General features: G+C 72.0%; 14 protein-coding genes and 1 pseudogene. 9 read left to right on the forward strand and 6 right to left on the reverse strand.

Annotated elements, in window-relative coordinates:
- Window positions 1-18: 18 nt before the first annotated feature.
- The gene (locus ACZ7L1_RS02040) at window positions 19-672 is read right to left on the reverse strand and encodes a histidine phosphatase family protein (RefSeq protein WP_471433377.1); all 654 of its coding nucleotides are present in this window, start codon (window positions 670-672) and stop codon (window positions 19-21) included.
- A 228-nt stretch (window positions 673-900) separates the two neighbouring features.
- On the opposite strand from ACZ7L1_RS02040, the gene ACZ7L1_RS02045 reads away from it, so the two are divergent.
- Complete coding sequence (locus ACZ7L1_RS02045; protein WP_471433378.1) at window positions 901-1,995, forward strand: alpha/beta hydrolase; 1,095 nt, start codon at window positions 901-903, stop codon at window positions 1,993-1,995.
- Window positions 1,996-2,085: 90 nt separating this feature from the next.
- Window positions 2,086-2,259: a hypothetical protein gene (locus ACZ7L1_RS02050; protein ID WP_471433380.1), complete on the forward strand. Its 174-nt coding sequence runs from the start codon at window positions 2,086-2,088 to the stop codon at window positions 2,257-2,259.
- 50 nt (window positions 2,260-2,309) lie between these two features.
- On the opposite strand, the gene ACZ7L1_RS02055 is transcribed toward ACZ7L1_RS02050, so the two are convergent.
- Window positions 2,310-3,518 carry a pyridoxal phosphate-dependent aminotransferase gene (locus tag ACZ7L1_RS02055; protein ID WP_471433382.1) on the reverse strand — a complete coding sequence of 403 codons (1,209 nt, stop codon included), beginning with the start codon at window positions 3,516-3,518 and terminating at the stop codon, window positions 2,310-2,312.
- A gap of 86 nt (window positions 3,519-3,604) precedes the next feature.
- Here ACZ7L1_RS02055 and ACZ7L1_RS02060 point away from each other — a divergent pair, with 86 nt between their 5' ends.
- The gene (locus ACZ7L1_RS02060) at window positions 3,605-4,243 is read left to right on the forward strand and encodes a winged helix-turn-helix transcriptional regulator (RefSeq protein ID WP_471433384.1); all 639 of its coding nucleotides are present in this window, start codon (window positions 3,605-3,607) and stop codon (window positions 4,241-4,243) included.
- A gap of 96 nt (window positions 4,244-4,339) precedes the next feature.
- Here ACZ7L1_RS02060 and ACZ7L1_RS02065 read toward each other — a convergent pair whose 3' ends face one another.
- From ACZ7L1_RS02065 to ACZ7L1_RS02075, 3 genes are read right to left on the reverse strand one after another with little or no spacing between them, the layout of a single operon-like run.
- Window positions 4,340-5,137 (reverse strand): hypothetical protein, encoded by a 798-nt coding sequence (locus ACZ7L1_RS02065; RefSeq protein ID WP_471433385.1) that lies wholly within the window; start codon window positions 5,135-5,137, stop codon window positions 4,340-4,342.
- Entirely contained in the window at window positions 5,137-6,402 is a 1,266-nt protein-coding gene (locus ACZ7L1_RS02070) for a VWA domain-containing protein (protein ID WP_471433386.1), read from the reverse strand. Before ACZ7L1_RS02070 ends, ACZ7L1_RS02065 begins: the two co-directional genes overlap by 1 nt.
- Window positions 6,403-6,443: 41 nt before the next feature.
- Window positions 6,444-8,030 (reverse strand): IucA/IucC family protein, encoded by a 1,587-nt coding sequence (locus ACZ7L1_RS02075; RefSeq protein WP_471433387.1) that lies wholly within the window; start codon window positions 8,028-8,030, stop codon window positions 6,444-6,446.
- A 29-nt stretch (window positions 8,031-8,059) separates the two neighbouring features.
- Between ACZ7L1_RS02075 and ACZ7L1_RS02080 the strand changes: the two genes are divergently transcribed.
- From ACZ7L1_RS02080 to ACZ7L1_RS02095, 4 genes are all read left to right on the forward strand, one after another.
- Window positions 8,060-9,559, forward strand: a complete 1,500-nt coding sequence (locus ACZ7L1_RS02080; protein ID WP_471433388.1) for an IucA/IucC family protein — start codon at window positions 8,060-8,062, stop codon at window positions 9,557-9,559.
- A 277-nt stretch (window positions 9,560-9,836) separates the two neighbouring features.
- On the forward strand, window positions 9,837-10,115 hold the full coding sequence (locus ACZ7L1_RS02085) for a polyprenyl synthetase (protein WP_471433389.1): 279 nt from the start codon (window positions 9,837-9,839) through the stop codon (window positions 10,113-10,115).
- Entirely contained in the window at window positions 10,108-11,160 is a 1,053-nt protein-coding gene (locus ACZ7L1_RS02090; RefSeq protein ID WP_471433390.1) for a polyprenyl synthetase family protein, read from the forward strand. Before ACZ7L1_RS02085 ends, ACZ7L1_RS02090 begins: the two co-directional genes overlap by 8 nt.
- 84 nt (window positions 11,161-11,244) lie before the next feature.
- Window positions 11,245-12,432 carry an oxygenase MpaB family protein gene (locus ACZ7L1_RS02095; RefSeq protein ID WP_471433391.1) on the forward strand — a complete coding sequence of 396 codons (1,188 nt, stop codon included), beginning with the start codon at window positions 11,245-11,247 and terminating at the stop codon, window positions 12,430-12,432.
- Window positions 12,433-12,474: 42 nt separating this feature from the next.
- On the opposite strand, the pseudogene ACZ7L1_RS02100 reads toward ACZ7L1_RS02095, so the two are convergent.
- A pseudogene (locus ACZ7L1_RS02100) lies at window positions 12,475-12,609 on the reverse strand (DNA-binding protein); the annotation flags it as partial.
- Window positions 12,610-12,849: 240 nt separating this feature from the next.
- On the opposite strand from ACZ7L1_RS02100, the gene ACZ7L1_RS02105 reads away from it, so the two are divergent.
- A complete protein-coding gene (locus tag ACZ7L1_RS02105; protein WP_471433392.1) occupies window positions 12,850-13,764 on the forward strand; it encodes a HipA family kinase in 915 nt (304 codons plus the stop codon).
- Complete coding sequence (locus ACZ7L1_RS02110; protein ID WP_103841272.1) at window positions 13,761-14,030, forward strand: Rdx family protein; 270 nt, start codon at window positions 13,761-13,763, stop codon at window positions 14,028-14,030. The genes ACZ7L1_RS02105 and ACZ7L1_RS02110 overlap by 4 nt, the downstream gene beginning before the upstream one ends.

The raw sequence follows: 14,030 nt of genomic DNA on the forward strand, positions 1-14,030 counted from the left end.
GCCCCTCCCCTCAGCGTCTCAGTGCCCCTCGGACGGCCCCGCCTCCCCCGTGGGGAGGGACCCATGGGAACAGTACGCGTCGGGTCGGACATTCCAGCCGGCCACGACATGACGGCCGTGCTCCGTACTCAGCCGGCTCACCGTCCCCGTCGAGAGCTGGAACAGCGCCCCCGCCGAGGCGGGCAGCCCGAGCCGCCGCGCGGTCAGTACCCGCAGGAAGTGCCCGTGCGAGACGACGACCACGCTGCCCTCCGACTCCGCGAGCGCCGCGTCGATCTTGGAGAGCACCCGCTCCGCCCGCGTCCCGACCTCCTCCGGTCTCTCCCCGGGACGCTCGGGCGGCCCGGGCGCGACACCGTCCGTGAACAGGAACCACTCCGGCCGCGTCCGGTGGATCTCCACGGTCGTGACCCCCTCGTACCCGCCGTAGTCCCACTCCGACAGGTCCGCGTCGACCCGCGCCCCGCCGATCCCGGCCAGCCGTGCCGTCTCCCGGGCGCGCTGCATCGGGCTGACGAACGCGGCGGTCACATGATGCCGCGCGATCAGCGGAGCCAGCCGGCGCGCCTGCTCGCGGCCGCGTTCGGTCAGCGGGACATCGGTCCGCCCGGTGTGCCGGCCGGACAGGGACCATTCGGTCTCGCCGTGCCGCACGAGCAGGAGGTCACCCATCGCCGTCCCCTTTCCGTTCCTCGTACGGTGACACCTGCGGGCGGCGCCCGCACGACCGACCGCGTCGGCCGCCCCCACCCGACAACGGCCGGGGCCCGAAAACCGCACCGGTCCGCCGGTCACCCGGGCGGCCGTACGACGCCACCCCATCGGCCCACCCCGGCGGGCCGATGGGCGGGGAGCGCAGGAAGGCTCGCTGACGAAGTGACCCTCGGAAGGAGGACGCCCATGAGCGCCATCCGACGCTCCCGGTCCCCGCTGAAGCCCCTGTCCGGTCTCACGGCGCTGCTCACCACCGCAGCTGTCGCTGTCGTCCCGGCCCTGGCCACCCCGGCCGCCGCCGCCACCCCCAAGGCGCCCTGCGGCGACCCCAAGATGACCCTCGAGCCCGGCGCCCAGGCGTTTCTCGACAAGCTCGCCGCGGCGGACGGCCCGCCGATCCAGAACCAGACGCCCGCCGCCGCCCGCCAGTCGCTCCTGAACCTCCAGGCCGCCTACCCGGTGTCCAAGCTGCCCGCCGACATCACCACGCGGACCATCGCCGGCGGTCCCACCGGTTCCGTCTCCCTGCACATCGTGCGGCCGCACGGCATGACCGGCAGGCTGCCGGCCGTCATGTACTTCCACGGCGGTGGCTGGGTCCTCGGCGACTTCTCCACCCACGACCGGCTGGTACGGCAGATCGCCAACGGCGCCAAGGCCGCGGTGATCTTCGTCGACTACACCCGGTCGCCGGAGGCCAAGTACTCCGTCGCGAACGAGCAGGCCTACGCCGCCACCCAGTGGGTCGCCCAGCACGGCAACGACATCGACGTCGACGGCTCCCGGCTCGCCGTGGCCGGCGACAGCGTCGGGGGCAACATGACCGCCGCCGTCACCCTGATGGCCAAGCAGCGCGGCGGCCCCAAGCTGGCCCAGCAGGTGCTGTTCTACCCGGTCACCAACGCCGACTTCACCACCGCGTCCTACCGGCGGTTCGCCACCGGGTGCTGGCTGACCGCCGCGGGCATGAAGTGGTTCTGGGACCAGTACGCACCGGACACCTCGGTCCGCAGCCGGTCCACCGCCTCCCCGCTGCGCGCCACCAACGCCGAGCTGAGCGGCCTGCCCAAGGCGCTGGTCATCACCGACAGCGACGTGCTGTCCGACGAGGGCCGCCAGTACGCCGCCAAGCTGAGCGCCGCCGGCGTCCCCGTCACCGCCACCCACTACCCGCGGATGATCCACGACTTCGTGATGCTCAACGGCCTCGCGAACACGGAGGCCGCCAAGTCCGCCGTCGCGAAGGCCACCACGGCCCTGCGCCAGGCCCTGGGCAGCTGAGAGGCCGAGGGACTCGGACCGATGCTCCGCGTCCGGTGAAGAACTGGACGCGGGGCGCGGACCGTTCCCGTCCATGGACATTCGGCAGGGATGACGGACGCCATCCGCGAGCTGTACGACGGAGCCGCACAGGTGACGGCCGAGGACGGGTCCTTCACCGCGGTGCGGGAGCTGTTCGCGGAGAACGACGGGCTGCGGACGCCGAGGACGGTGACCTCCCTCGCCCCGTTCAACGGCCCGAGCGAGGTCACCCTCCGTGGCTGACGGTCGTCCGGCAGGAGAGCCGAAGCCCCCTGCCCGCAGGGCCGGCCGCGCTACTGCCGGTAGCCGCTGAGGAACCGTCCGATCCTGCTGATCGCCGTGTCCAGGACATCGGCGTGCGGCAGGGTCAGGATGCGGAAGTGGTCCGGGGTCGGCCAGTTGAAGCCCGTACCCTGGACCACCTGGATCTTCTCGCGCAGCAGCAGGTCCAGGACGAACTTCTCGTCGTCGTGGATCTTGTGCACCTTGGGGTCGAGGCGCGGGAACGCGTACAGCGCGCCCTTCGGCTTCACGCACGTGACGCCGGGGATCTCGTTGAGCTTCTCCCAGGCGCGGTCCCGCTGTTCGTGCAGACGGCCGCCCGGGGTGGTCAGCTCGTCGATGGACTGGCGGCCGCCGAGGGCGGCCTGGATGGCGTACTGGGCGGGCGCGTTGGCGCACAGGCGCATGGAGGCCAGCATCGTCAGGCCCTCCAGGTAGTCCTTGGCGTGCTGCCTGGGCCCCGTCACGACCAGCCAGCCGGAGCGGAAGCCCGCCACGCGGTACGTCTTCGACAGGCCGCAGAAGGTGAGGACCACGAGATCGGGGGCGAGCGCGGCGGTCGAGTGGTGGATCGCGTCGTCGTAGAGGATCTGGTCGTAGATCTCGTCCGCGAAGACCATCAGGCCGTGGCGGCGGGCCAGGTCGAGGATGCCCCTGAGGATCTCCTTCGGGTAGACCGCGCCGGTCGGGTTGTTGGGGTTGATGATGACCACGGCCTTGGTGCGGTCCGTGATCTTCGACGCCATGTCGTCCAGGTCCGGGTACCAGTCGGACTGTTCGTCGCACAGGTAGTGGACCGCCTTGCCGCCCGCCAGGGTGGTCACGGCCGTCCAGAGCGGGAAGTCGGGGGCGGGGATGAGGATTTCGTCGCCGTCCTCCACCAGCGCCTGTACGGCCATGGAGACCAGCTCGGAGACGCCGTTGCCGAGGAAGACGTCGTCGACACCGACCTCCAGGCCCCGCTCCTGGTAGCGCTGCGCCACCGCGCGGCGCGCGGAGAGGATGCCGCGCGAGTCCGTGTAGCCGTGCGCCTGCGGCAGCATCCGGATCATGTCCTGGAGGATCTCCTCCGGCGCCTCGAAACCGAACAGCGCGGGGTTGCCGGTGTTCAGCCGCAGCACGCTGTGGCCCGCCTCCTCCAGCGCGTTGGCGTGCTCGATCACCGGGCCGCGGATCTCGTAACAGACCTCGCTGAGCTTGCTCGACTGCCGGAACTCCATGGCCGCTTCCCCTCCGGTGATTTGTGTTGCTTGGTTTTACCAAGTGGCAGCTTGGAAAGTCCAACAACACGTCTAGACTGCGTCGCATGTCACCTCGCCGAAGCTACGACCAGTACTGCTCCACGGCCCGCGCGCTCGACGTCGTCGGCGACCGCTGGACCCTCCTGATCGTCCGCGAGCTGCTCGCCGGTCCCCGCCGCTACACCGATCTGCACGCGGACCTGCCGGGCGTGAGCACGGACGTGCTGGCCTCCCGGCTGAGGGACATGGAGCGCGACGGGCTGACCACACGGCGTCGGCTGCCACCGCCCGGTGCCGCCTACGTGTACGAACTGACCCCTCGTGGACGTGAGTTGCTGCCCGTGCTCCAGGTGCTCGGCACCTGGGGCGGCCCCGTGCTGGGGGAGCGCCGGCCGACGGACGCGGTGCGCGCCCACTGGTTCGCGCTGCCGCTGCTGCGCACGCTGGAGAACGAGAGGGCGGGGGAGGGCCTGGTGGAAGTCCGGCTGGAGGAAGGAGAGTTCCATCTGTGGCTCGGGGCCGAGGACGGCCCGGTCTACGGCGAAGGGGCCGCCCCGGAGGAGCCCGATGCCCGGCTGGTCCTCGACGCGGAGACGTGTTCCCTCCTGAGCCGGGGCTGCATGACGCTCCGTCAGGCGGTCGGTGACGGGCGCGTGGAGGTGTCGGGGGACGGCGCCCTCGCCAAGCTGCTGCGCGGGGACTGACGGCGGCGCGGCCGGGTGACAAGACAGCGGCCCGCCGCGCTGAGGGATTGCGCGGCGGGCGTCGGCCTTGACGGCGGCCGGTGACGGGGCCGGTTCTCAGGCGCCCGGCGGGACCCGGGACGGGCGGCCCGAGCCGCGGGTCAGCGCGTAGCCGCCGATGCCCGCGAGCGCTGCGAGGATGCCGCCGACTCCGGTCCACACCCAGCGGTCGGACCACCAGGCGGAGGCGTCGGGCCTCAGCTTCGAGAGTGCGGCCGTGTCCGTCTCCGAGTCCGACTTCTCGGACCTCGTCGCTATCCCCGGCACCAGCGGCTCCGCCAGCGAACCGTCCACCGCCGCCGAGCCGCCGATGTCCGTGGAATCCACCCGGACCTCGGCGTTCACCGGCTGCCCGAGGTCGGCGGCGCCGACCCCCACGACGGTGAGCCGTATGTAGTACGTGCCCGGCAGCGGGTCGTTGGCCCACGGCTCCGCCCAGGCGCGAACCGTGCGCAGCGTGCAGGACAGGTTCACCGACGACGCGTCCTGGGCGGCGGTCCGGGTCTGTACCCCGTACTGGCACGCCTGGCGGCGCCGCAGCCCGTCGTACACGTCCAACTGCCAGGTCTGCGCCGAACTCCGCGGCGACGACGGCAGCTTGACGGTTGCCCGCACGGCGGGCCGCTGCTGCTCCTCCGCCGGGAACTGCCAGTACAGGTAGTCGCCCGTGGAGGCGCTCGCCGTGGCCTGCTGCCCCTGCTGGATCTCCGTGGCCGTACGGAACGACGTGCCGGCCGAGGTGGGCGCGGCGCTGTCGCCGGACGGGCTCGCGGAGGGCGAGGAGTCGGCCACCGCCGGGGAGGCGGCGACGCCCAGCAGCAGGGCCGCCGCGGTGAGCACTCGTGCGATACGCATCAGTTGGTCCTCCAGACGGCGATCCGCCAGCGCGACAGCCAGCCCCACAGCAGACCCGCCAGGAAGCCGGTCAGGACGAGGGCGCCGAGCAGCCACCAGCCGCGCCCCAGGCCGAAGGCGGCCACGTCGCTCGCCGTTCCGGGGCCGTCGACCACGTCGACCGTCAGCTCCAGCGGCAGCCCGGGCGTGGTCTTCACACCGGCCGCCGGGGAGAAGGAGTTGGCCACCTGGAGACACACCGTCTCGGCGGGCGCCTCCTCGTCGTCGCTCTCGGCCTTCGGATAACGCAGGCCCGTCGACAGCACGTCCGTGCGGCCCGAGCCGGTGGCCTCGCCGCGCACGATCTCCCGCCCGTGCACCGTGACGGCCCGCAGCGTCACGCCGTAGTCGGGGTCGACCTGCCGGTCGTCGGAGACGCTGACGGAGGCGCGCAGTTCCTGGCCCGGCTTGACGTCCACACGGTAGAAGCGGTGCTGCCCGAACTCCTCTCGGTCGGTGTAGAGGCCGGACTTCAGCGAGGGCGCCGTCGCGCACTGGCCGGTGCCGTCCACGGCGACCGGGGTGACCGTACGGTCCGCCGTGCGGTTCACCAACTGGTTGACCTTGTCGGACAGTTGCTCCTTGTGCTGCACCGACGTGTACGTCCCGCCGGTCGCCTCCGCGATACAACTGAGCTGCTTGTTCAGCTTGGCGTCCGGCACGAGCCCCAGGGTGTCGATGGTGAGCCCGATGCCCTTGGCGGCGATCTCCCGGGCCACCTCGCACGGGTCCAGCGGGGCGCAGGTGTCCTCGCCGTCGCTGATGAGGACGATGCGCTTGGAGCCGTTGCCGCCGTCCAGGTCGTCCGCCGCCTTCAGCAGGGCGGGGCCGATCGGCGTCCAGCCGGTGGGCTGCAGCGTGGCCACGGCGGTCTTGGCCTCGGTCCGGTTCAGCGGGCCGACCGGGTAGAGCTGCGCGGTGTCCTTGCAGCCCGTCTTGCGGTCGTTGCCCGGGTAGTTGGCGCCCAGCGTCCGGATGCCGAGCTGCACCTCCTCCGGCGTCGCGTCCAGGACCTCGTTGAAGGCCTGCTTCGCCGCGGCCATCCGCGAACCGCCGTCGATGTCCCGCGCCCGCATCGAACCGCTGACGTCGAGGACGAGATCGACCTTGGGCGCGTCCTGGGCTGTCGTCTCGTCGGCGACGGCATCGGCCGGAACCGCGATCCCGGCCGCCAGGGCGGCGAGCAGGGCGCAGACTCCCGCCGCCAGCCGTTGTCTTGTGATCATCGGCGGATCTTATTGATCAATGGGGCCGTGCTTCAAAACGATCAAGGGCCGAGCGGATGGGACTGTGTGGACAGCGGGTTCGGGAGCCGTGTCCACAGGTCCCCGGACCGCTCGGGGGACAGCCACATCAGCGTCAACGCCTTGGTGGGCAGCGGCTCTTCGCGCAGAACCGCCAGATCGGGGGTGTCCGGCAGATCCCGTACGACGGCCTCCAGCGCCCCCCGCAGTGCGGGCGCCGAACCCGCCGTGGAGGCCAGCGCGCCCGCCACGAGCGAGCCGAAGAGCTTGCGGCGCAGCGTCGTCTCGTCGTCCGTGACGATCCGGTCGGCCACCTCGGGGGCCTTGACGCCGTGCCGGGCCAGCCGGGCCGGGCTCACCCGGATGTCGGCCAGGTCCCGGTAGACCAGCCGCACCGGCTCGCCCGTGGGCGCCAGCACCACCAGGAGGTTCTGTCCGTGCGCCTCCAGGGCCACCCCCAGGTCGAGCATCCGCAGGCCGACGGTGAGGGCGAGCCGGGTGAACCCGGCGAGCCAGGCGGGGGAGGAGGGCAGCCCGGTGAGCGGCAGGGCGGCCACCGGGACGATCCGCTCGCCGGCCGCCGTGTCCGCGTACGTCTCCGGAGGCTCCCGCAGCACGGCGGCGAGATCGGGGGAGTGGGCGCCGGCCGCGCCCAGGGTGCGGGTGACGTGCAGCAGACCGTCCGTGCGCGCGGCCATCGACTCCAGGAAACCGGACACCGCGAGGGCCGTCTCGATCGAGGAGACCGAGATGTCCCGCACGGAGGACGTCAGCCGCGCGCTGACCGCGGTCTTCACATGCGGACCGCCGTCGGGCAGCGCGAGGGTCCGCAGGGACATCAGCGGACGAGCGGCCGGACCGTCCTCGGCCGCCACACCGAGCACATGCGCCGTCTGCCAGGGGTGGACCGGGACCAGCACCAGCTCGCCGTCCCGCAGCCACGCGGGCCACTCGCCCCGTACGAGGGCGTCACCCACGGGGACGAGCCCGAGTCGTACCAGCGGCCGGTGCTCGGGCCCGTACGCCAGCTGCTCGGCCACCGAGAAGCCGGGGCGCGAACGACAGTTCGGGTGATAGGGGTGCCCGTCGACCACCCGCTGCTCCCACGCCCAGCTCGTCACCGGTACGGGAGCCTCACGGGGCTGGCCGGCCCGCGACAGCGCCAGCGAGGCGGTGCTGTGGCCGAGTTCGGCGGCGAAGGCGTCTCCGTGCGGCACGCCGAGTGCCGTGACCAGCGCCGCCGCGTGGTCGTGGGCCCGCCCGTCGAGCAGCACCTCGGTGACGTACGCGGCGGTCGTGTACGGGTCCGCGGGTGGGCCGTGCAGCCGCCGCCCGTCGCCCAGGCACAGGGTGAGCCCGTCGGCCGTCCGCTCCCGGCGTGCGATCCACGGCAGCGGCTCATGGGCCAGCGCCCGCCACAGACGCGTGAGGACGGCGGCCCGGGCGCCGGGGAGCGCCGCCGCGTAGGGGGCCGACAGATCGGGCCGCACGGCGTCCAGCTCGGCGGCGAGCGCGGCCTCGGCGGAAACCTCGGCAGGAGAGGAAGGGGGCACGGTCGGAGCTCCTCGGGGACGGGGCGATGCGTCGTGGCGCGGGTCCACGACAGACATACTGATCGCCAGTGCACCGTACGGAACGAATGGATCGCGTGGACCCCATGCACCCCAGGGACGACGTCCCCGCGCGCGCCGACGCCCACGCGGCGGCGCCGCTGCTGAACTGCCTGCTCCGGGAGGCGGCCGAGCCCGCCGGCGAGCTGGGCGTCCACCGCCTGCGGGCCGGCGGTCGGCTGCTGCGCGTGCGCGGCACACGCCGCCCCCGCGACCCCGAGCTGTACACGGGCGGCTCCTGGCACCCGCTCACCCACGCCGAGCTGGTCAAACTCACCGCCGACGAGCTGCGCCGCGCCACCGGCCTGTCCAACCCGGAACTGCCCGGCGAGATGCTCGACAGCCGCGACGCGGTGGCCGCGATCCTGGCCGCACGCGCCCGTCTGACGGCTCCGGACGACCCGTACGTACGCTCCGAACAGTCCCTGGTCACCGGGCACCCCCACCACCCGGCCCCGAAGGCGCGCGGCGGCGGACCCCTCGCGAGCTGGCTGCCGTACGCGCCCGAGGCGTACGGCCGCTTCCCGCTCACCCTTTTGGGCGTACGTGAGGACACGGTCGTCGAGGAGGGCGACACGACGGCACTGGACGCGCTCGGCACCGCCCCGCGCGGCTACCGGCTGCTGCCCGCCCATCCCTGGCAGCTCGCCCTGGTCGGCGCCCGCCCGGACATCGCGGAGGCGTTCGAGGACGGGCGCCTGATCCGGCTCGGCGAGACCGCTCGGCCCGTGTGGCCCACGGCCGCCATCCGTACGGTGTACGCCCCCGAGGACGACCTCTTCGTCAAGTTCAGCCTGGACGTACGGATCACCAACGACATCCGCCGGCTGTGGCGCCACGACCTGCTCGAGCTGCGCCGTACCGACGCGGCGGCGGCCGCCGCGTTCGCGGCGCACCGGGGTCCGGCGGTCTGGCTGAGCGACCGGGGCTGGCGCACGGCCGCCTTCGCCTTCGAGGAACTGGCGGTCCTGGTCCGCGACGGCCTGCGCCCGCACCTGCTGCCCGGCGCCACCCCGCTGCTCGCCGCCGCCCTGGTGGAGGGGTTCGACGGCAGCCCGCTCGACGTGCTCACCGACCCCGCCGCCTGGTGGACGGCGTATCTGCGCCAGGTCGTGCCCCCGGCCCTCGAGGCGTTCGAACGGCACGGTGTCGTCCTCGAGGCGCACCTGCAGAACACGCTGGTCGCGGTGGACGGCACGGGACGGCCCGTGCAGGCCCTGTTCCGGGACGCGGAGGGCGTGAAGCTCCTGGCGGACGTGTCCCGCGAGAAGGGCTGGGAGCGGCTGGTGTACTGCCTGGTCGTCAACAACCTCATCGAGGTGGCCGCCCTGCTGTCCGAACGCCACCCCGGCTGGAACCCCTGGCCCGCCGCCCGCGCCGAGCTGTCCCGCCACCCCGTGCCCGAGATCCCCGCCCTGCTCGCCTCGCCCACCCTGCCCGGCAAGACCAACCTCCTGCTGCGCTGGACGGGCGCGGACGGCGCGGACGCGCGCTATCTGCCCCTGCCGAATCCGCTGGCCTGCCGCTGAGAGCCGTTCAGCGAAGTGCTTCCAGTCCCTGCTCTTCGGAGACAAGGCGGTCGACGCCATCACCGCACCCCAGAGGATGACTCACTGCCCCTGTACGGGCCGTTCGATGGGCATGGAGCCCGGAGCGCGGCTGACACAGCACAACTCATACGCATGTGCGACGTGATCACTCGGACGTGAGTTCATCCCTTCATGTGCCCGGTGGGGCGCGATCCTGGGTCGGACGGCGCATGACCGGCGCCGCTCGGACGTGCTGTGGACGGGAGGGGGGACGGGCGTGACGCAAGGGGCGGGTCGCCGCGGGGGCCTGGACGAGCAGGCGGTGCTGCTGGTGGCCGGATTGGCCGATCTGGCGGTGAGCACACTGGGGTCGGCTCTGGGGACGGTGCGGGGGATGCTGCGCCGCTCGGACGCCACGGAGCTGGTCGCGGAGGCCGAGCAGGACCTGAGGGCGCGCGGGCGCCTGGTGCTGGACCGGTACGCGACTGTTCCCCCGGCCCATCTGGAGATCCTCGCCCGGCAGGCCCTGTCCCGGCGGGCCGCCGGCGATGTCTGAGCGGTGGGAGCCGGCCGCGTTCAAGAGCCGCGTCGATGAGGTCCTGCGCGACTTCGTCGCGCAGGAAGCCGACCAGTTGGCGGCGATCGACCCTGCCCTGGGGCCGGTGGCCGAGCAGCTGGAGGAGGCGGTCGCGCAAGGCAAACGGCTGCGGGCGGCGTTCTGCTACTGGGGCTGGCGTGCGGCAGGGCAGCCGGACAATGACGCGCTGGTGCGGGCCGCGGCCTCCATGGAGCTGGTGCATGCCGCTGCGGTCGTGCACGACGACCTCATCGACGACAGCCCGCTGCGGCACGGCAGGCCCACCGCGCACATCGCGCTGCGCGGAGCGGTACGTTGTCGCCCGCATGCCGTCTCCGCCGCCCGGTCGCTGGCGATGCTGGTCGGGGATCTGCTGATGTCGCTGGCCGGGCAGCTGTTCGCCACCAGCGGTCTGCCCGCGGCGTATCTGGCCCGGGCCCGCCCCTTTTGGTCGGTGCTGGCCCGGGAACTGATCGCGGGCGAGTGCCTGGAGATCCTGCGCACCGGAGCCGATCCGGACACCGCGGCATCGCTGAAGGTGGTCCGGTACAAGACCGCCAAGTACACCGTCGAGCAGCCCCTGCTGATCGGGGGCGTGTTGGCGGGGGCCGGCGGGCGGCTGCGCGAGGGCTACTCCGCCTACGGGCTGCCGCTGGGCGAGGCGTTCCAGCTGCGGGACGACCTGCTCGGTCTGTTCGGAGACCCGGAACGCACCGGCAAGGCCAACGCCGACGATGTGCGCGGCCACCGGCCCACCGCCCTGCTGGCGGAGACCTGGCGTATCGCCGGTGAGGACGAGCGTGAGCAACTGCGCGCCCTGCTCGGTCGACGCGACCTGGACACCGACGGTCTGGACGCGGTCCGCGAGCTGATGCGTCGGCTGAAGACGCCCGACCGCATCGAGGACATGATCACCGCGCGGGTCGAGACGGCCCTTGGTGCTCTGCACGATCTGGAAGCCCCCGCGCACGCCGTCACGGCCCTGACCGCGCTGGCGCATTCCGTAGCGGTCCGCCTGTCCTGACCCTCCCCCCGGGGGGGGCAGCCTGTGCGCTCCTCGGCCGCCGACTCACCTCGTGATATCCCGCCTCAGACAAGGAGTTCTCCCATGACCTGCACCGAGGCATCGATGAACCCTCTGCGACAGGCCGGTGACGACCTCGCCGATGCCGTCGTCGCCGAACTGTTCGAGCGCGGCGAGGTGGGCAAGTTCAACACCCTGATGCGCTACGTCTCCACCGCAGGCGCCCCCCTGCCGGACGGGCTGCCCGACGTCGCACGCGAGTACCTTCAGGCCACCAGCGCGCCACCGGCCTGGGTGAACTGGGCCGAGATGGAAAAGGCCCGGCTGTTCTTCATCGACAACAACGTGCACATCTCCACCGCGCTGTCCTTCGCCTCCATGCCCGCCTGCTACGTCGTCCCGCACGTCGCGAAGCTGCTGTCGGCCACCCACGGGCTGAACTACCCGTCCAAGCGGATGGCGGAGACCGGCCAGTTCACCGTCTACCTCATGCAGCCCGACGCCTTCGAGGCGAACAGCCGCTTCATCCCCGCCGCCCAGAAAGTGCGCCTGCTGCACGCCGCTGTCCGCCACCACCTCAAACGGGAGAACCGTTGGGACACCGAGACGATGGGGACGCCGATCTGCCAGGAGGACATGATCGGCGGGCAGATGTTCTTCTCCCTCCTGGTCCTGGACAGCCTCCATCGGCTCGGCATCCACATGAGTGTCGAAGGAGCCGAGGCGTACTTCTACGCCTGGCGTGTGGTCGGCGCGATCCTGGGGGTCGACCAGGACGCCGTCCCCAAGACCCTGGAAGAGGCCCGGCAGTTCCTCGACCTCTACATGGTCCGGCACATGGGCCCCTCGGAAGAAGGCGCCCACCTGACCCGGCAACTCATCGATCTCTACGAGGAGGTCGTGCCCGGCACCTTGTTCGACCCCATCGTCTCCGCCCTCATCCGCTACCTGATCGGCGACACCTGCGCCGACTGGCTTCGAGTTCCCCGTACCCCGTTCGACACCGTCGTCAAGACCGTGCCCCAGCTGCTCGGCGTGCTGGAGACCATCGAGGACCGCTCCCCCCTCGGAGCCTGGGCGCTGGACCGCCTCGGCCACCTCACCACCATCTTCGAGCTGTCCTCCCTCACCCGCGGACGCGTCATGCACTACGCCATCCCCGAACAACTGAAGAAGGACTTCGGCGTCAGCGGCACCGTGCCCCGCACCCACCGGTGGACACCGCCCGCCGCCACCTTCTCCCGGTCACAGCGGGGACGCAGCCAGGGCTGAACGGTTGACGTCCGTTCCGTTGCCCTCTGGGAATGCGGCGGGTCAGACGATCACGGTGACACGTACGCCGCACAGCGCCATGAGGTCCTCGGGAACCGAGGTGGGGACCGTGACGGGGCCCGGGGCGGCGAGGGCGGTGGCGCTGAGCATGGCGTCGATGGCGTATCTGCGGGCGTGCGGGTGGCTCGGGCACTCCTCCCCAGCGGTCACCCCCGGTTACTATGCTCACTTCATGCCGGAGGCCGGAAGCAAGGGGCGGACGGCCATCGATAAACCGTTGGGGGGAGAGAGGGAGATCCGCATGCCGGTCGAAACCCCCGGATTCTCCCCAGGGCTGACGATGGGCGATTCCCGCTGTTGTGTACCTCTGAGGCCGATCGTGGATTTCAAGGCTGAAGAGACGGGTGGCCTGGGAAAATGCTGAGAGAGGTCTTCGCAACCCGCTACATCGAGCCCCTGCGCTCCGGCGGCTCCGTCCCCGGAGTCGTCGAGGCCGACGACCTGGGGACGTACGTCGTGAAGTTCACCGGCTCCGCACAGGGCACGAAGGCCCTGGTCGCCGAGGTCATCGTGGGGGAGCTGGCGCGCCGGCTCGGGCTGCGCGTCCCCGAGCTGGTCCTCGCCCACTTCGACCCCGCGATCGGCGCGCAGGAGCCGCACCAGGAGGTGCGCGACCTGCTGAACGCCAGCCCCGGCCTCAATCTCGGCATGGACTACCTGCCGGGCGCCCGGGACTTCACGCCCGAGGTCGCCCAGGTCTTCCCCGTCGACCCGGTGGAGGCCGGCAGGATCATCTGGCTCGACGCGCTGACCGTGAACGTGGACCGCACGGTGCACAGCTCCAACCTCATGGTGTGGCCCACCTTCGGCATCGCACCGCCGCGGCTGTGGCTGATCGACCACGGTGCCGCGCTCGTCTTCCACCACCGCTGGGACGCCTCGGCACCCGAGAAGGCCTACGACTTCCGCCACCACGCCCTCGGCCACTTCAGCCCTGACATGCGGGCCGCGGAGGACGCCCTGGCGCCGCTCGTGACCGAGGAGTTGCTGCGCGAGGTCGCCGCGGAGGTACCGGACGCCTGGCTGGCGGACGAGCCGGGCTTCGCGACGCCCGGCGACGTCCGTGACGCCTACGTCGACTACCTCACGGCCCGGGTCAAGGCGTCCGAGGCATGGCTACCCACCGACTTCCCCACCCAGGAGGAGCGCGCAGCCGAGGAGGCCCAGCGCGCGGCGCGTACACAGCAAGGCCGGCCGGGCTGGCTCAAGCGGGTCCCGGACCTGCACGGCAAACCGGCCGCGGAACAGGATTGGTCGGTGCACCTGGGATGACCCACCGTGTCCAGATCGAGTACTGCACCCGGTGCCGCTGGCTGCCCCGGGCGGCCTGGCTGGCGCAGGAACTGCTGACCACCTTCGAGGCGGAGCTGACCGAGCTGTCGCTCAAGCCCGGTACCGGCGGTGTGTTCGTCGTCCGGGTGAACGACGAGGTGGTGTGGGACCGGCGGGAGCAGGGCTTCCCGGAGCCGACGGCCGTGAAGCAGCTCGTACGCGACCGTGTGGCCCCGGGAAAGCCCCTGGGCCATTCGGAGAAGTGA

The sequence above is a fragment of the Streptomyces sp. NPDC107546 genome, from assembly GCF_055639175.1.